This is a genomic window from Nocardia sp. NPDC004722, from assembly GCF_053601505.1.
On record NZ_JBSGBY010000102.1, the window covers coordinates 1 to 17834 of the forward strand.

Sequence of the window (17834 nt, forward strand, 5' to 3'; positions counted from 1 at the left end):
AGCACCCGGCGTTCGACCGCGGTCGGCAGGTCAGGGGTGCTGTGTCGCAGGAGCGCCAGCGAGGGCACCGATCCATCGGGTCTGATCCCGATCCTCAGTGCCGACCGCATGGTCATCATGTTCGACCGCGGCGACTACTTCCAGTGCGCCACCCTCATCGCCAAGGGCAGCGACGCGGCATTGCGGGCCCGGCAACCGGTCGGCGTCATCATGAGCGAAGTGGCCGCGGTGGTGCCGTGGCTGGCCGACCGCACCGAGGCGCTGCGCAGCTGGGACGAGGTGAAACTCCTCGACGTCAAGCTCGATCGGCTCGATCGCTGGTACACCGACGGCCTGCTCTGCCTCGGCGACGCCGCGCACGCCATGTCCCCGGTCGGCGGCGTCGGCATCAACCTCGCGGTGCAGGACGCGGTGGCGGCCGCGCGCATCCTCGGGCCGAAACTGTTGTCCCACAACGTAACCACCGCCGATCTGGCCCGCGTGCAACGGCAGCGCACGCTGCCCACGGCGGTCATCCAGGGCATGCAGCGCCTCCTGCACGCCCGGTTCATCGGCCCGGCCGTCGCCGGTCGCATGAATGTGTCCAACGCGGCGCGAGCGCCAATGGCGCTGCGGATCTTCCGGCGCATCCCCGTGCTGCGCAGCGTACCGGTGGTCCTGGTGGCGCGCGGTGTCATTCCCGAGCGGGTACCGGACTTCGCCCGCCGCACCTGATCGCCCTACGCGCGCAACGGTTCTCGTTTCGCGCGTGGTGGGGCGCGCGGCGTCCGGACCCCTCGTTCACCGGACGCCGCGCGGGCGGAACTGAATGCTGATGCGCGGCCCCACCGGCCGTTTCGTCTTGGGAACGGCATGCTCCCAGGTCCTTTGGCACGAGCCGCCCATCACGATGAGATCCCCGTGCCCCAGCGGATACCGCACGCTCGCCCCGCCGCCGCGCGGCCGCAGCAGCAGGGCGCGGGCCGCACCGACGGAGACGATGGCCACCATGGTGTCGTGGGTGGCCCCGCGCCCGATGGTGTCCCCGTGCCAGGCGACACTGTCGTTCCCGTCCCGGTAGTAGCACAGCCCCGAGGTGGTGAACGGCTCCCCGAGTTCTCCGGAGTAGTACGTGCTCAAGGCTTCTCGCGCCTCCGTGAGCACCGGGTCCGGTAGCTCGCGGCCTTCGTCGTAGAAGCACAGCAGCCGTGGCACATCCACCATCCGGTCGTACATGGCGCGCCGATCCGCCCGCCACGGCACCTCGGCCGCGAGCCGTTCGAACAACTCGTCCGCCCCGCTCAACCACCCCGGCAGCACATCCACCCACGCCCCGTCCCCGAGCTCGGTGCGCCGAACCCCCGTCAGCGCACCGACCCCGACCTCCCCGAATCCATCGAGCAACGATCCCTGCAGTGGCGTCGACATGTGCACGAACCTACCACAAGATCGAACATACGTTCGGGCTTCGAGTCTCAGGCTCGCACCGGATCGTGACTGTCGACGAAGTCCAGGAAACGTGGAATGACCTGGTCCGGGTTGGCCCACATCAGGTCGTGCCCGATGCCCGGATAAGTTTCGACCTCGACCGTGGGGATATGCGCATGGACCCGAGCGGCCCCGAGCGCCGGATCGCTGACGACGGTCTCGGCACCGTAGAGGATCAAACTCGGCACGGTGATGGCGGCCAGCTGCTCATCGGTAAAGGGTCGATCCCACGGCACACCCGACCGATACTTCGTCGTCGCGATGGCGACCGCGAACTCCTCCTCGGTCATCTCGAACCCCGGCATCAGCCACCTGTTGAGCTTTCGCATGCGCTCGGGGGTCGGTCGCATGCCCGCGGCGAGGAATTTGAGCAGCAGCCCCCAACGCGGTTTGGCGAAGGTCGCTCCGCTGGGCTCGATCATGGTGAGACTGGCCAGCCGCTCGGAGCGGTACACCGCCACCACCCCGGCCAGCCAAGCGCCGTAAGAGTTTCCGGTGAGGTGCGCGCCCTTCTCACCGAGGCCGTCGAGCACCGCTACCATCCACGTCGCGATGTCCTGCGCATCGCGCAGCGGCGCGGTCTGCTCGCACCGCCCGGCCCACCCCATGACGTCCGGCGTGTACACCACGCGGTCCCGCGAGAGTCCCTCGATGAACCGGTGCCACACCAATCCGTTGCCGCCGATGCCCGGCAACAGCATGATCGGTGCGCCCGCGCCCGATCCCGATCGTCTGACTCGCGTTGTCCCGAAGGGTGTTTCGACATCGAGGTCGACCGATGGCACCGGCCATCGCGCTGCCACCGTGTCGTACGCGTTCGAAAAGGCTGCCGCGGCCTCCGTGTTCGTGAATCGCCCGATCTTGGCCATTGCGCCTCCCCATCGTCTTCGTTGGTGGTATGAACGTACCATGTAAATGGTATGGGCGTACCATCAAAAATCTCGTACCCCAGGGAGCCATAGGAGAAGCGGGCCACATGCCACGTTTGGTCGATCACGAACAGCGGCGGCGCGAGATCACGACTGCCGCACGTAAAGTCATCGCCTCGGGCGGGCTGGATGCCGCCACGTTCCAGTCGGTGGCCGCCGAGGCCGGGATCTCGGTGCGACTGATCCAGTACTACTTCGGCACGAAGCGGGAGCTGATGCTCGCGACTCATCAGGCTGTGGTCGCGGATTGGGGGAGTGGGTTCGCGGAGTCGCTCGCGATGCTGGGGCCGGACGCCCCGGCGCGGGAGGTGATCCGGGCGGAGTCGCTCGGGCTGATTCCGCTCGACGACGCGAAGTTCCAGGACAACCTGGTGTTCGCGGCGTTCCACGCGGCGAATCTGACCGGCGACACCGTGACCTCGGCGGAGATGATGGGTGCGCCGAAGTATCTGATGACCAGTTTCAGCGAGCAGTTGCGCCGGGAGCGATCCGGCGAATCCGCAATGGTCGCCACCGAACTCGACGCCGAATTGATCGTGCTCGCGGTGACCGGGATCAGTCAGGCGGTGCTGGCGGGCGGTGTCACCCGGGAGCGGGCGGTCGAACTGCTCGACCACCTGCTCGACCGGGTGTTCACGGCCTGACGGGCTTCAGCGCTCCTGCGCGGCGACCTGGGCGCGCACGAAATCCACGACCGCGTCGGTGAATTCGTCATTGGCGTCGCTGGCGGCGGTGTGCGCGGCACTGTTGATCTCGGCGTAGTCGGCGTGCGGGACCAGCGCGCGGAAGGCGGCCACGCCCTCGTCGCTGACCACGTCGGAGAGCGCGCCACGTACCAGCAGCACCGGGATGGTGAGTTGGCGCGCCGCGTTCTCGAGCAGTTCGGTCTGCACGTCGATCTCCTCGCCGCGGCCGTCTCCGCGCGGCGTCAGCATGGCCGGATCCCAGTGCCAGTACCAGCGGCCGTCCGCGCGCTGCCGCAGATTGCGTTGCAGCCCTTCGGGATTGCGGGGGCGGCGGCGGTGGGGGAGGTAGGCGGCGACGGCGTCGGCGGCCTCGTCCAGGCTCGCGAATCCTTCCGGGTTGCTGCCCAGGAAGTTGATCACCCGCTCGACGCCCTTGCGTTCGGGACGCGGCACCACGTCGACCAGCACCAGGCCCGTAATGCGTTCGCGCTCAGGGTGAGTGGTGGCGATGAGCCCGGTCAGCCCGCCCATGCTGGCCCCGACGACGAACGCGGGCTTGCCGAGTTCGCGCAGCACCGCCATCAGGTCCTCGACCATGGCGTCGCGGCGGTAATTGCCCTCGGGATCCCACTCGCTGTCGCCGTGGCCGCGCGCGTCCAGCAGCACCGCGTGCATACCGGCCTTGGCCAGCGCGAGTCCGGAGTCCTTCCAGGATCCGCGGGTCTGGCCGCCACCGTGCAGGAACACCACCAGCGGCCCGTCCTGGGGTCCCCAGGAGTCGCCGGCGAGGGTGAGGCCGCCGTGCCCGCGGAAGCGTACCGGGGCCGGTTCGGAGAATTCAGCGTCGTTGCTCACCCTCCGAGCATCGCACACGACGGTTTACGGTGTATGAAGACTGGCCGGTAGCCAAGATCGCGGGTCTTCCTCGGGCGCGAAGGCCAGCGTGCGCACCGGGTACGGGATGCCGATGCCCTCCTGCCGATACCGGCGGTGCAGCGCCTTGATGAACTCGCTGACCAGCAGGTACTGATCCTCGTAGTGCCGGGTGCGCAGCACCACCCGGAATTCGATCCCGGACTCGCCGAAGGTGTGGAAGCGCACCCGCGGATCTGCGCCCGCGAAACCCACGTCGAGTCCCTTCATCACCTGCTGCGCCACTTCCAAGGTCACCCGCTCGACATAGTCGAGGTCGCTGTCGTACCCGGTCGACACCTCGACCGTCACCGCCATGTCCTGTTCCGGCCGGTGGAAGTTGGTCAGAATCGAGTCGGCGAACTTGCGATTGGGCACGATGATGAAGTTGCCCGGGATGTCCTGGATGGTGGTGGTCCGCCAGTTCACGTCGTGGATCCAGCCGGTCTCACCGCTGTCGAGCTTCACGAAATCGCCGGGCTGCACCGTCTTCGACGCCAGGATATGCACGCCCGCAAAGAGATTCGCCAGCGTCCCCTCCAAGGCTAGCGCGATGGCCAGCGCGCCGATGCCCAACGCGCCCAGCAGCGGCGTGATCTGCACGCCCACCGAGTCCAGGGTGATGAGCACGCCGAGCACGAACACGACGACCCGGGTGATGGTGGAGAACAGGCTCACCGACCCCGAGACGCCGGTGATCCGCCGCGCCACCGTGCTCACCACCTCGGCGGCCAGCCGGGCCAGCGCGTAGGTGACGGCGATCATGAACGCCGCCTCCAGGATCCGGTGCACGGCCTGCGGCGAGAACGGCAGCCCATTGGGCAGCGACAACGCGATGAGCAGGCCGGTCAGCGAACACAGCGGCATCGCGAGATCGCGGGCCAGTCCGAACCCCATGCGGTGCACGGCCAGTTCGCGGGCGGGGGTCTTGGCGGCCATCCGGTCGATGAGCCGGCGCGCGATGATCCCGAGCAGCGGGCCGAGCAGGGCGATGACGATGGTCAGCGTCCAGATCAGCGGCTTGTTCATCCGAGCTTCCTCCCAGCAGCAGTGGTGGGGGTGGAACGCCAGCGGGCAACCTCCGGATCATAGCGAGCGGTCGAACACCGACAGGCACAGGCACAGCACGGCCGCTACCAGCATGAACGCAGCCAGATGGTGCAATCCGGCACTGCCCGAGCCCGGGGTGAGGAACGCGCCGCTCACCGCCGCCGACCCGATCGCGCCGAAGTAGGCGAAGGTGCGCAGCAGCCCGGCCGAGGAACCGATGCGCTCGGGTTCGGCCTGGTGGTAGAGGGCGTTCTGATTGGCCAGATTGTTGAGGCCCTGCGGGATGCCGTTGAGGACCGCCGCGGCGATCAGCAGCCACAGCGCCGCGCCCGCGTGCAGGGTCAGCAGCATGACGGTCATGATCACCTGACAGGTGCCGCCGACGAGCAGTTTGCCGCGAATCGCGCTGCGGCGTCCGGTGATCGCGGAGATACCGATGGCGGTCAGTGACATGGGCAGCAGGATCAGCCCCGCCCCGGCGGCGGTGAGTCCGCGCCCCTCCTCGAGCCATTGCGTGAAGCCGTACAGGAAGCAGTAGCCGACCAGCGAGGTCAACAGGGTGCGGGCGTAGGTGGCCAGCAGCGGCAGGTTCCCCGCGAGCAGGCGGACGTCGAGAAATGGTCGCTGGACTCGGATCTCGCGCCACACCAGCGCGGTCGCCGCCGCGACGGCGATCGCGGGCAGATACCAGTGCGTCACTTGCGGTTTCATCAGGAAGAACAGAATGCTGATCAGCGTCAGCGTGAACCACGCGATGCCCGGCAGGTCGATATCCGTCCACCAGCGCTGCTCGGTGGCTGCCGTGTCACGCTGTGGCACCGTGGTTTTCGCTATCCGCCGCCACCCGATCGCCAAACAGAACACCGCCAGCGGCAGATTGACCGCGAAGGTGGTCCGCCAGCCGCCGAGGTGAATGAGCAGCCCGCCCAGTGTGGGCCCGATGACCGCGATGGTCTGGTTGGCGACCGCGAGCACGGCCAGCACCCCGGCCGGACTGTCGTTGCCGGTGCGCTGGGATTCGCTGCGAATCAGGTACATGGACGCGGGATAGCCCGCGCACGTGCCGAATCCGAGGATCACCCGGGCCAGCACCAGCACCCACAGGCTGGGCGCGAGCATGCCCAGCAGTCCCGCGAATCCGGTGAGCGCCGCACCGGTGAGATACAGCCGCCGCGGCCCGTAGAGGTCGATGAGCCGACCGACCACCGGCTGTCCGATGGCGGTGGCCAGATACAGCGCCGACACCAGCCACGCGGTCTGCGCTGCCGGTGCGCCGAAGGCCACGCCGATCGGCACCAGCGACACGGCCAGGATGGACGAATTGATCGGGTTCAGAATCGAACTGCTGATCATGGGCAGCAGTAGTCGCCGGTCGAACCCGTCGGGCGGCCGGGCCCGGGTTCGCCGGTGGAGGGCGGAAATCATTGCGGCCCGAGTCTTTCCAGCAGCTCGAGCGCGGAAAGGAGGGTCTGCCGCTCGGTTTCGGTGTAGTTGTCCTCCAAGCTGGAGGTGAGCCATTCCTGTCCGGCCTGCGCGCGTCCGGCCATCAGTTCGCGTCCGGCGGCGCTGAGCGAGACGAGTTGCCGCCGACCGTCTTTGGGATCGGGTCGGCGCTCCACATAGCCCTGATCGGTGAGCATGGCCAGGTGGGTGGCGATGGCCTGCGGACGCACGCGCTCGGCGGTGGCGATCTCGCTGGCGGTGGCGTCGCCGTGTTTCAACCGGCTCAGTACCGACAGCTGCGACGGTGTCAGCTCTCGATTGTCCGATGCCTCGAGGAATCGGCGTCGTAGGCGGCTGACCAGCACGCGGAGTTCGCGCGCGGCCTGAATGGAGGAATCGGACAGCACTGCCGGGGCATCGGGCATGCTCTCCACGGTAGATAGACAATCCAGATTGCGCAATCTGAATTGAACAATCTGAATTGTCTATCCCCTCATCGTCGGCCGGTCAGCTCGTGGGCGCGGGTTCGGGGTCGAGGTATTCCTCGCGGATCTGCTTGGGTCCGAACGGCCAGGTCTTCTCCAGCCGGGACCAGCCGAGGAAGGCGACCAGACCCAGAGCGGTCCAGGCCAGGGACCATTCGATCGGATGCACGCCCGGGTTGGCCTTGTCCGCGTAGCCGTAGATGACCGCCCAGCCGATGCCCGCGACGATCATGGGCAGCGGATACAGCAGCATCTTGTACGGTCGCGCCAGGTTCGGCTGGCGTCGCCGCAGCACCGCCACCGCCGCGATCTGCGCGAAGGCCTGCACGATCACCATCACGGTGGTCAGCAGTGAAATCAGTACGGCCAGTGGAGGATGCGTGGCCGAGGTGCCGACGTGGCGGGCGAAGACGAAACCGGCCGCGGTGATCACGCCCATGACGATCAGGCCGAGCATCGGGAATTCGTGACGGGGATGCAGGCGGCCGAAGGATTTGAAGAACACGCCGTCGCGGGCCGCGTCGAAGGGCACCCGCGAGCCGCCGAGCAGACCGGTGAAGACCGAGGCGAACGCGGTGATCAGGATCAGCACGGTCACGACATTCGCCGCGCCCTTGCCCATGGTCTTCTCCAGCACCGCCGACGCGACCGATTGCGACGCGACGTTGTTGGAGTCGAGCATGTCGTGCCAGTCGATGACGCCGAGCACGCCGATCTGCATGCACAGGTAGATCACCATGACCGCGAGCACCGCGTAGATGATCGAGCGCGGCAGCACCCGGCCCGGATCCTTGAGTTCAGCACCGATGTACGCGCTGGTGTTGTAGCCGAGGTAGTCGTAGATGCCGATGGTCAGGCCCGAGGCGAAGCCCAGCCAGAAGCTGCCGTGCCCGAGGTCGATGGCGTGCGCGGGCCAGGTGAAGGCCATGCTCGGATGGAAGTGCGTGAACGCGGCCAGGATCACCGCGGCCACCGACACGATCATCACGCCCCACATCACCACGGTGATGCGGCCGATGGAATCGACTCGCCGCCACAGCAATACGACGACCAGGGCCACCACGGCCAGGCCGACGATATCGCCCTGCCCGGTCGTCATGGACGGCCACAGATACGTCAGGTACTGCACGAGTCCCTGCACGCCCGTGGACATGATCAGCGGAATGAACAGGATCGCGGTCCAGACGAACAGGAACGGCATCAGCCGCCCGCTGCGGTACTGGAAGGCCTCGCGCAGGTACACGTAGGTGCCGCCCGCGCCGGGCATGGCCGCGCCGAGTTCGGCCCAGATGAGGCCGTCGGCGAGGGCCAGCACCGCGCCGGCGACGAAGCCGAGGACGGCCTGTGGTCCGCCGAAGGCGGCGACCATGAGGGGGATGGTGACGAAGGGTCCGATGCCGACCATCTGGCTCATATTGATGGTCGTGGCCTGGAACAGGCCGATTCTTCGGGGCAGGGTGCGGGGGCCGGTCATGGCTGCCTCCGGGGCGCGCTGGGGGAGGGCGTAAGGGTTTTGTAAAGTTAAATTCCTTTACTATCTGAGTCAAGGGGTGCGGCCGATTGTTTACAGTCGGCGACGTGACGCGTGAGGATCGGAGTGCCGTGGACGAACTCCCTTGGAACCGGCAGCGTTTGCGCAGCAACAATGAATGGCTGCTGCTCGAACAGCTGCGTACCGCCGGGCCCAGCACGCGCGCACAGCTGGCGCGTGACACCGGACTGTCCAAGCCGACGGTGTCCAGTGCCCTTGCGGCACTCCAGCAGCACGGGCTGGTGCGCGAGATCGGCACCCTCGCGCCCGAACGCGGCCGCACCGCCGTCGTCTACGAACCCGATCCGACGGCGGGCTACGTGCTCGGCCTCGATGTCGGCCGTGCCTTCCTGCGCACCGCGGTGGCGGACCTGTCGGGAAAGGTGCTGTCGCGCACCGATGTTCCCAACCGCGCCCGCACCGCCACCGCCCTGGCCCAGATCGCGGCCGACGCAGTCCGCGAAACCCTCTCCGACGCGGGCATCGCCGCCGCCGACGTGGTCCACACCGTCCTGGGCAGCCCCGGCGTCTTCGACCCCCAGGACGGCCGCATGCACTACGCGGTCAACCTCCCCGGCTGGGGCCGCGCGGGCCTGCTCGCCGAACTCCGGGACGCCCTCGGCGTCACCGATCTCTCCGTCCACAACGACGCCAACCTCGCCGCCCTCGGCGAATACGCGCACGGCGGCGGCCGTGGCAGCCGCCTGTTCGTCTACGTCCTCATCGGCACCGGCCTCGGCGTCGGAATCGTCTCCCGCGGTGAGCTCTTCACCGGCGCCCACGGCGCGGCGGGCGAAGTCGGCTTCCTCCCCGCCGCCTTCGGCGACCCGTCCGCCGGAGCCTCCCGCCGCGGCGCCCTCGAGGAAGCCGTCACCGCCGACGCCGTCGTCCGCGCGGCCCGCGACCGCGGCATGACCGGAAGACTCACCGCCAAACGCGTTTTCGACGCCGCCCGCGCAGGCGACCCGGTCGCCGCCGACGTCGTGCGCCAGGAAGGCGAGCGCATCGCCCTGGTCGTCGCCGCCGTCACCGCCGTCCTCGACCCCGACGTCATCGTGGTCGGCGGCGGCCTCGGCCGCAGTGCCGACCTCCTCCTCGACCAGGTCCGCACCGCCCTGCAACGCACCACCCCGCTGCGCCCCACCGTCCGCCCCAGCGAACTCGGCGACGACGCCGTCCTGCTGGGCGCGATAGCCACCGCCCTCCGCACCGCCCGCCCCCAAGTCTTCGACCGCCGCACCCTCACCTGACCCACCGGTCCGGCGGCGGGGTGGCGTGAACCGCGCCACAGCGGCCGAGGTGGCGTATTGCTGTGGACTTGCTGGTGAGGTGGGGTGTGTGGGGTTGGGGCAGGTCGGGGTGGGTGGGGGTGTGGCGTGGTGGGGTGGGTTGCGGAGGGGGTGCGGGGTAAAAGGCCCGGCAGGGCGCTGGTAGGGTTCGTCGGCGAAAGACATCCTTTAACGGACCGTCCCGTGAGGCGGGGAAGGAGGTCGGCATGGCTGTGCCCGAAGATAGGGCTGCCAAGTCGAGCGCTGGCGAGTTCTCGCAGCGGCACGACCCGGACAAGGTCGAGACGGGGCGTGAGCTGCTCTCGGATTCGGATGTCGGCCGGACGATCGCGCGCATGGCGCACCAGATCATCGAGAAGACGGCTCTGGACTCCGGCGACCCGACGCTTGCCCGTGTGGTGCTGATCGGAATCCCCACGCGTGGAACCACTCTCGCTCATCGTCTGGCGAGCCGGATCGAGGAATTCTCCGGCGTGCGCCCCGCGATGGGTTCCCTGGACATCACCCTGTATCGGGATGATCTGCGCTCCAAGCCGCATCGTCCGCTCGAGCGCACCTCGGTGCCCGAGGGCGGGATCGAGGACGCGCTGGTGGTGCTGGTCGACGATGTTCTGTTCTCCGGCCGCACCGTCCGCTCCGCGCTGGACGGGCTGCGCGATCTGGGCCGCCCGCGCGCGGTGCAGCTCGCGGTGCTCATCGATCGCGGCCATCGCGAACTCCCCATCCGCGCCGACTATGTCGGCAAGAACGTCCCGACCGCCCGCACCGAGGACATCTCGGTGCTGCTGCGCGAGCACGACGGTCGCGACGGTGTGTATCTGCGTCAGGAAGGTGGCAACGAGTGAAGCACCTGCTGTCGGTCACCGACCTGGATCGGGACGCGGCCACGGGTTTGCTGGACGAGGCGGAGCGGTTCGAGCAGGCGCTGCTGGGCCGCGAGGTCAAGAAGCTGCCGACGCTGCGCGGGCGCACCGTGATGACCGCGTTCTTCGAGAACTCCACCCGCACCCGGGTCTCCTTCGAGGTCGCGGGCAAGTGGATGAGCGCCGACGTCATCAATGTGAGCGCGTCGAGTTCCTCTGTCTCCAAGGGCGAGTCGCTGCGCGACACCGCGCTGACCCTGCACGCGGCGGGCGCGGACGCGCTCATCGTGCGGCATCCGGCTTCCGGTGCGGCGCATCAGATCGCCCGCTGGTTCGCCGAAATGAACCAGGACGCAAGCGGTTTCAGCGGTCCTGGACCCGCGATCATCAATGCCGGTGACGGCATGCACGAGCACCCCACCCAGGCGCTCCTCGATGCGCTGACCCTGCGTCAGCGCCTCGGCGACCTGGAGGGCAAGCGGGTCGTGCTGGTCGGCGACATCCTGCACAGCCGGGTGGCGCGCTCGAATGCCTTCCTGCTCAGCACCCTTGGTGCGGAAGTCGTGCTGGTCGCGCCGCGCACCCTGCTGCCGATCGGTGTCGAGGCGTGGCCGGTGCGGATCTCCGATTCCCTGGACGCCGAGCTGCCCGGCGCGGACGCGGTCATGATGCTGCGCGTGCAGGCCGAGCGCATGAACGGCGGCTTCTTCCCGTCGGCGCGCGAGTACTCGATCCGCTACGGGCTCAACGAGCGTCGTCTGGAGATGCTCGACGAGCACGCGGTCGTGCTGCATCCCGGACCGATGCTGCGCGGCATGGAGATCGGTTTCACCGTGGCCGACTCCCCGAAAGCGGCAGTGCTGCAACAGGTCAACAACGGTGTCCATATGCGCATGGCGGTGCTGTTCCGCCTGCTGGTCGGAACCGACGAGGTGGTGGCATGAGCGTCCTGATCAAGAATGTCCGTCTGTACGGCGAGGGTGAAGCGGTCGACGTGCTGCTCGCCGACGGCGAGATCCGCGAGATCGGCGCGGGCCTGAAGGCTGACGACGCCGAGATCGTCGACGGTTCGGGGCAGTTCCTGCTGCCGGGCTTCATCGACATGCACACGCACTTGCGCGAGCCGGGCCGTGAAGACACCGAGACCATCGAAACCGGTTCCGCCGCAGCCGCTCTCGGCGGTTACACAGCCGTATTCGCCATGGCCAACACCAGCCCGGTCGCCGACAACGCGGTCATCACCGACCACGTGTGGAAGCGCGGCCAGGAGGTCGGCCTGGTCGACGTCTACCCGGTGGGTGCGGTCACCGTCGGCCTCGAGGGCAAGCAGCTCGCCGAAATGGGCACCATGGCCGCCGGTCTCGGCGCGGTGCGCATGTTCTCCGACGACGGCATGTGCGTCTACGACCCGCTGATCATGCGCCGCGCGCTGGAGTACGCGAACTCCCTCGGAGTGCTCATCGCGCAGCACGCCGAAGAGCCGCGCCTCACCAAGGGCGCTGTCGCGCACGAGGGTCCGAACGCCGCCCGCCTGGGTCTGGCCGGATGGCCGCGCGCCGCCGAGGAGTCCATCGTGGCCCGCGACGCGCTGCTGGCCCGCGACGCCGGTGCGCGCGTGCACATCTGCCACGCCTCCACCGCGGGCACCGTCGAACTGCTGAAATGGGCCAAGGCGCAAGGCATTTCGATCACCGCCGAGGTCACCCCGCACCACCTGCTGCTGGACGACTCGCGCCTCGAGACCTACGACGCGGTCAACAAGGTGAACCCGCCGTTGCGTGAGACCTCGGATGTGGCCGCGCTGCGCCAGGCCCTCGCCGACGGTGTCATCGACTGTGTCGCCACCGACCACGCCCCGCACGCCGACCAGGACAAGTGCTGCGAGTTCGCGGCCGCCCGTCCCGGCATGCTCGGCCTGGAGACCGCGCTGTCGATCATCGTGAAGACGATGGTCGAGCCGGGCCTGCTCGACTGGCGCGGCGTCGCCAAGGTCATGAGCGAGAACCCGGCCGCGATCGTGGGCCTGGACGATCAGGGCCGACCGTTGCAGGTCGGCGAGCCCGCCAATGTGGTGCTGATCGACCCGGCCGCCGAATGGACGGTGGAGGCGAACGAACTCGCCTCGATCGCCCGCAACACCCCGTTCCAGTCGATGACCCTGCCCGCGAAGGTGACTGCCACCTTCCTGCGCGGCAAGGCCACCGCCCGGGACGGAAAGATCGTCGCCGGTTAGCGGCGGGTGGGGTACCGAGGAGGACCGTAATGGAACGCACGCTGCAAGTGGTGGGATTGCTGGTGCTGTTCGCGCTGTGCCTGGGGCTCATGTACTGGGCTTGGACCAGTCGGGCCCGCAAGCAGGCCGGTGCGATCGGCGAGCTGCCCGCGGTACCGGGAGACTGCGGTGCCCAGCTGCTGGAGCCGACCACGGGGCTCTACCTCGGCAGCACCCTCGCCCCCAGCTGGATTCAGCGAATCACGGTGGGCGACCTGGGTTTCCGCGCCACGGCGGAACTCACACGATTCGAGCGCGGCATCCTCCTCGAAAGGGATGGCGCGGCGACGATCTGGATTCCCCAGGAATCCATTACCGCGGTGCGCGCCGAGCGCGGACATGCGGGCAAGGTGATGACAGAAGACGGTGTGCTGGTGATTCGCTGGACCTTGCCGACGGGAACCGAGGTGGATACCGGTTTCCGCGGTGACGACAAGGCGGTGTACCCGGCATGGACCGCGACAGCTACGAAGACGGGAGACGAGGCATGAGCAGCAGTGATACTGCGGTGATGGTGCTCGAGGACGGCCGCGTGTTCCGCGGATCGACCTTCGGCGCCGTCGGAGAGACCCTGGGCGAGGCGGTGTTCTGCACCGCCATGACCGGCTACCAGGAGACCCTGACCGACCCCAGCTACGACCGCCAGATCGTGGTGGCCACCGCGCCCCAGATCGGCAACACCGGCTGGAACGACGAGGACGACGAGTCCGGCAAGATCTGGGTCGCCGGATACGCCGTGCGCGACCCCGCGCGCCGCGCCTCCAACTGGCGCAGCAACCGCACTTTGCAGACCGAGCTGGAGAACCAGAACGTCGTCGGCATCGCGGGCATCGACACCCGGGCCCTGGTGCGGCACTTGCGCACTCGCGGCTCGATGAAAGCGGGCATCTTCTCCGGCGCCGCGCTGACCGAGTACGAGGACATGCTGGCCCGGGTCAACGGCCAGGCGTCCATGCTCGGCGCGGACCTCGCCGCCGAGGTCTCCACCGATGAGATGTACACCGTCGACCCGGTCGGCGAGCACCGCTTCACCGTGGTCGCCGTCGACCTGGGCATCAAGTCCAACACCCCGCGCATGTTCGCCCAGCGCGGCATGCGGGTGCACGTGGTGCCGTCGAATGTCACCTTCGACCAGATCAAGGAACTGAACCCGAACGGTGTGTTCCTCTCGAACGGTCCCGGTGACCCGGCCACCCAGGACGCCATGGTGGCCCTGACCCAGCAGGTGCTGGGCGAGGACATCCCGCTGTTCGGCATCTGCTTCGGCAACCAGATCCTGGGCCGAGCCTTCGGGCGCAACACCTACAAGATGAAGTTCGGCCACCGCGGCATCAATGTGCCGGTCGTCGAACATCATTCGGGCCGCATCTCGATCACCGCGCAGAACCACGGCTTCGCCCTGGAAGGCGAGCGCGGCGAGGTGTTCGACACCCCGTTCGGCAAGGCCGAGGTCTCCCACGTGTGCGCCAACGACGGTGTCGTCGAGGGCGTGCAGTTGGTGAGCGGCCGCGCCTTCTCCGTGCAGTACCACCCCGAGGCCGCGGCCGGTCCCCACGACGCCGCCTACCTCTTCGATCGTTTCGCCATGCTGATGGAAGGAGCCTGATGCCACGCCGTACCGACCTCAACCACATCCTGGTGATCGGCTCGGGCCCGATCGTCATCGGCCAGGCTTGTGAGTTCGACTACTCGGGAACCCAGGCGTGTCGCGTCCTGCGGTCCGAGGGCCTGCGCGTGTCGCTGGTCAACTCCAACCCGGCGACCATCATGACCGACCCGGAGTTCGCCGACTCGACCTACGTCGAACCGATCACCTGGGAATTCGTCGAGAAGGTCATCGCCAAGGAACGCCCCGACGCCATCCTCGCCACCCTCGGCGGGCAGACCGCGCTCAATTGCGCTGTCGCCCTGCACGAGAACGGCATCCTCGAGAAGTACAACGTCGAGCTGATCGGCGCGGACTTCGAAGCCATCCAGCGTGGTGAGGACCGCCAGAAGTTCAAGGACATCGTCGCGAAGGTCGGCGGCGAGTCCGCGCGCTCCAAGGTCTGCTACACCATGGCCGAGGTCCGCGACACCGTTGCCGAACTGGGCTTCCCGGTCGTCGTGCGCCCGTCGTTCACCATGGGCGGCCTGGGCTCCGGCATGGCCTACAACCACGAGGACCTCGATCGCATCGCCGGTGGCGGCCTGGCCGCCTCGCCGACCGCGAACGTGCTCATCGAGGAATCCATCCTGGGCTGGAAGGAATTCGAGCTCGAGCTCATGCGCGACCGCAACGACAACGTTGTGATCGTCTGCTCGATCGAGAACGTGGACCCGATGGGCGTGCACACCGGTGACTCGGTCACCGTCGCCCCGGCCATGACCCTCACCGACCGCGAATACCAGAAGATGCGCGATCTCGGCATCGCCATCCTGCGCGAGGTCGGCGTCGACACCGGCGGCTGCAACATCCAGTTCGCGGTGGACCCGGCCGACGGCCGCCTCATCGTCATCGAGATGAACCCGCGCGTGTCGCGGTCCTCGGCATTGGCTTCCAAGGCAACGGGTTTCCCGATCGCCAAGATCGCCGCCAAGCTGGCCATCGGCTACACCTTGGACGAGATCGTCAACGACATCACCAAGGAAACCCCGGCCTGCTTCGAGCCGACCCTCGACTACGTGGTCGTCAAGGCCCCGCGGTTCGCGTTCGAGAAGTTCCCCGGCGCCGACCCGACGCTGACCACCACCATGAAGTCGGTCGGCGAGGCAATGTCGATGGGCCGCAACTTCTCCGAGGCGCTGGGCAAGGTGCTGCGCTCGCTCGAGACCAAGGCCACCGGCTTCTGGACCCAGCCCGACGGCGACTGGACCGACGTCGAGGCCATCCTCGAGGACCTGCGCACCCCGACCGAGGGCCGCATCTACCAGGTGGAGCGGGCGCTGCGCCTGGGCGCGAGCATCGAGGACACCGCCAAGGCGTCCGGCATCGACCCGTGGTTCGTGGCCGAGGTCGCCGCCCTGGTCGAGCTGCGTCAGGAGATCCTCGACGCGGCCGTGCTGGACGAGCCGCTGCTGCGCACCGCCAAGCACTACGGCCTGTCGGATCGCCAGATCGCCTCGCTGCGACCGGAACTCGCGGGCGAGGACGGCGTGCGCGCGCTGCGTCACCGCCTGCAGATCCGCCCGGTGTTCAAGACCGTCGACACCTGTGCCGCCGAGTTCGAGGCCAAGACCCCGTACCACTACTCGGCCTACGAGCTGGATCCCGCCGCCGAATCCGAGGTGGCACCGCAGCGTGAGCGCGAGAAGGTGCTCATCCTGGGTTCCGGCCCCAACCGCATCGGTCAGGGCATCGAGTTCGACTACTCGTGTGTGCATGCGGCGCAGACGCTTTCGGACGCGGGCTACGAGACCGTCATGGTCAACTGCAACCCCGAGACCGTCTCCACCGACTACGACACCGCCGACCGCCTCTACTTCGAGCCGCTCACCTTCGAGGACGTGCTCGAGGTGTACCACGCGGAAACCGAGTCCGGCACCGTCGTCGGCGTCATCTGCCAGCTCGGCGGCCAGACCCCGCTGGGCCTCGCACAAAAGCTGACCGACGCGGGCGTGCCCGTGGTCGGCACCTCGGCCGCCGCCATCGACCTGGCCGAGGACCGCGCCGAATTCGGCGATGTCCTTGTCGCCGCGGGTCTTCCGGCTCCGAAGTACGGCACCGCCACCACCTTCACCGCGGCCAAGAAGATCGCTGCCGAGATCGGCTACCCGGTGCTGGTGCGCCCGTCCTACGTGCTGGGCGGCCGCGGCATGGAGATCGTCTACGACGAGCAGACCCTCGAGGGCTACATCTCCCGCGCCACCGACATCAGCCCCGATCGTCCGGTGCTGATCGACCGGTTCCTGGAAGACGCCATCGAGATCGACGTCGACGCCCTGTGCGACGGCGAAGAGGTCTACCTCGGCGGCGTCATGGAGCACATCGAGGAGGCCGGTATCCACTCCGGTGACTCGGCGTGCGCCCTGCCCCCGATCACCCTGGGCCGCAGCGATATCGAGGCCGTGCGCCGCTCCACCGCCGCGCTCGCCAAGGGCATCGGCGTCAAGGGCCTGCTCAACGTGCAGTACGCGCTCAAGGACGACGTGCTCTACGTCCTCGAGGCCAACCCGCGCGCCAGCCGCACCGTGCCGTTCGTCTCCAAGGCCACCGCTGTTCCGCTCGCGAAGGCGGCGGCGCGCATCGCGTTGGGCGCGACCATCGCCGAACTGCGCAAGGAGGGCCTGCTCCCGGCCGAGGGCGACGGCGGCACCGTGCCGATCGACGCCCCGGTCGCGGTCAAGGAAGCCGTCCTGCCGTTCCACCGCTTCAAGCGGCCCGACGGCAGCGGCATCGACTCCCTGCTCTCCCCGGAGATGAAGTCCACCGGCGAGGTCATGGGCATCGACGCCGACTTCGGCACCGCCTTCGCCAAGTCGCAGACCGCTTCTTACGGTTCGCTGCCGACTGAAGGCGCTGCCTTCGTCTCGATCGCCAACCGCGACAAGCGCGCCATGGTGTTCCCGGTCAAGCGCCTGCACGACCTCGGCTTCCGCATCCTCGCCACCGAGGGCACCGCGGAAATGCTGCGCCGCAACGGTATTCCGTGCGAGCAGGTGCGCAAGCACTCCGAGGAATCCGGTGACCAGCCCAGCATCGTGGACATGATCAAGGACGGCGACGTCGACATCGTGTTCAACACCCCGTACGGCAACAACGGACCGCGCGTGGACGGCTACGAGATCCGCACCGCCGCCGTCGGCGCGAACATCCCGTGCATCACCACCGTGCAGGGTGCGGCCGCGGCCGTGCAGGGCATCGAGGCCACCATTCGCGGCGGCATCGGCGTCCGGTCCCTGCAGGAACTCCACGCGGTGCTGCGCGG

Annotated in this window: 16 protein-coding genes; 9 read left to right on the forward strand and 7 right to left on the reverse strand. The window is 68.2% G+C overall.

Annotation, left to right across the window (positions count from 1 at the left end):
* A partial coding sequence (locus ACWELQ_RS13105) for an FAD-dependent monooxygenase (RefSeq protein ID WP_452397250.1) occupies positions 1 to 714 on the forward strand: 714 nt, incomplete at its 5' end.
* Between the two features lie 66 nt (positions 715 to 780).
* Here ACWELQ_RS13105 and ACWELQ_RS13110 read toward each other — a convergent pair.
* Together ACWELQ_RS13110 and ACWELQ_RS13115 are read right to left on the reverse strand one after the other, a co-directional pair.
* Positions 781 to 1407 (reverse strand): alpha-ketoglutarate-dependent dioxygenase AlkB, encoded by a 627-nt coding sequence (locus tag ACWELQ_RS13110; protein ID WP_452397251.1) that lies wholly within the window; start codon positions 1405 to 1407, stop codon positions 781 to 783.
* A 47-nt stretch (positions 1408 to 1454) separates the two neighbouring features.
* Positions 1455 to 2168 carry an alpha/beta fold hydrolase gene (locus ACWELQ_RS13115; protein WP_452397252.1) on the reverse strand — a complete coding sequence of 238 codons (714 nt, stop codon included), beginning with the start codon at positions 2166 to 2168 and terminating at the stop codon, positions 1455 to 1457.
* Positions 2169 to 2443: 275 nt separating this feature from the next.
* On the opposite strand from ACWELQ_RS13115, the gene ACWELQ_RS13120 reads away from it, so the two are divergent.
* Positions 2444 to 3040 (forward strand): TetR/AcrR family transcriptional regulator, encoded by a 597-nt coding sequence (locus ACWELQ_RS13120; protein ID WP_452397253.1) that lies wholly within the window; start codon positions 2444 to 2446, stop codon positions 3038 to 3040.
* A gap of 6 nt (positions 3041 to 3046) precedes the next feature.
* On the opposite strand, the gene ACWELQ_RS13125 is transcribed toward ACWELQ_RS13120, so the two are convergent.
* The 5 genes from ACWELQ_RS13125 to ACWELQ_RS13145 all read right to left on the reverse strand — a co-directional run bounded on the left by ACWELQ_RS13125 (position 3047) and on the right by ACWELQ_RS13145 (position 8446).
* Complete coding sequence (locus ACWELQ_RS13125; protein WP_452397254.1) at positions 3047 to 3937, reverse strand: alpha/beta fold hydrolase; 891 nt, start codon at positions 3935 to 3937, stop codon at positions 3047 to 3049.
* A 24-nt stretch (positions 3938 to 3961) separates the two neighbouring features.
* Entirely contained in the window at positions 3962 to 5023 is a 1062-nt protein-coding gene (locus ACWELQ_RS13130) for a mechanosensitive ion channel family protein (protein WP_452397255.1), read from the reverse strand.
* A 57-nt stretch (positions 5024 to 5080) separates the two neighbouring features.
* Positions 5081 to 6469 (reverse strand): MFS transporter, encoded by a 1389-nt coding sequence (locus ACWELQ_RS13135; protein WP_452397256.1) that lies wholly within the window; start codon positions 6467 to 6469, stop codon positions 5081 to 5083.
* A complete protein-coding gene (locus ACWELQ_RS13140) occupies positions 6466 to 6912 on the reverse strand; it encodes a MarR family winged helix-turn-helix transcriptional regulator (protein ID WP_452397257.1) in 447 nt (148 codons plus the stop codon). Before ACWELQ_RS13140 ends, ACWELQ_RS13135 begins: the two co-directional genes overlap by 4 nt.
* An 82-nt stretch (positions 6913 to 6994) precedes the next feature.
* A complete protein-coding gene (locus tag ACWELQ_RS13145) occupies positions 6995 to 8446 on the reverse strand; it encodes an APC family permease (RefSeq protein WP_452397258.1) in 1452 nt (483 codons plus the stop codon).
* 104 nt (positions 8447 to 8550) lie between these two features.
* Here ACWELQ_RS13145 and ACWELQ_RS13150 point away from each other — a divergent pair, with 104 nt between their 5' ends.
* The 7 genes from ACWELQ_RS13150 to carB form a co-directional block, all read left to right on the forward strand.
* A complete protein-coding gene (locus ACWELQ_RS13150) occupies positions 8551 to 9753 on the forward strand; it encodes an ROK family transcriptional regulator (RefSeq protein WP_452397259.1) in 1203 nt (400 codons plus the stop codon).
* A gap of 245 nt (positions 9754 to 9998) precedes the next feature.
* Positions 9999 to 10637 (forward strand): bifunctional pyr operon transcriptional regulator/uracil phosphoribosyltransferase PyrR, encoded by a 639-nt coding sequence (gene pyrR, locus ACWELQ_RS13155; RefSeq protein WP_452397260.1) that lies wholly within the window; start codon positions 9999 to 10001, stop codon positions 10635 to 10637.
* The gene (locus tag ACWELQ_RS13160; RefSeq protein WP_452397261.1) at positions 10634 to 11599 is read left to right on the forward strand and encodes an aspartate carbamoyltransferase catalytic subunit; all 966 of its coding nucleotides are present in this window, start codon (positions 10634 to 10636) and stop codon (positions 11597 to 11599) included. Before pyrR ends, ACWELQ_RS13160 begins: the two co-directional genes overlap by 4 nt.
* Positions 11596 to 12888 (forward strand): dihydroorotase, encoded by a 1293-nt coding sequence (locus tag ACWELQ_RS13165; RefSeq protein ID WP_452397262.1) that lies wholly within the window; start codon positions 11596 to 11598, stop codon positions 12886 to 12888. The genes ACWELQ_RS13160 and ACWELQ_RS13165 overlap by 4 nt, the downstream gene beginning before the upstream one ends.
* A gap of 29 nt (positions 12889 to 12917) precedes the next feature.
* Positions 12918 to 13418, forward strand: coding sequence for a PH-like domain-containing protein (locus tag ACWELQ_RS13170; protein WP_452397263.1), 501 nt, complete (start codon positions 12918 to 12920; stop codon positions 13416 to 13418).
* Positions 13415 to 14533: a glutamine-hydrolyzing carbamoyl-phosphate synthase small subunit gene (carA, locus tag ACWELQ_RS13175; RefSeq protein ID WP_452397264.1), complete on the forward strand. Its 1119-nt coding sequence runs from the start codon at positions 13415 to 13417 to the stop codon at positions 14531 to 14533. The genes ACWELQ_RS13170 and carA overlap by 4 nt, the downstream gene beginning before the upstream one ends.
* Positions 14533 to 17834: carbamoyl-phosphate synthase large subunit (carB, locus tag ACWELQ_RS13180; protein WP_452397265.1), on the forward strand; the 3302-nt coding region annotated here is incomplete at its 3' end. The genes carA and carB, both read left to right, overlap by 1 nt.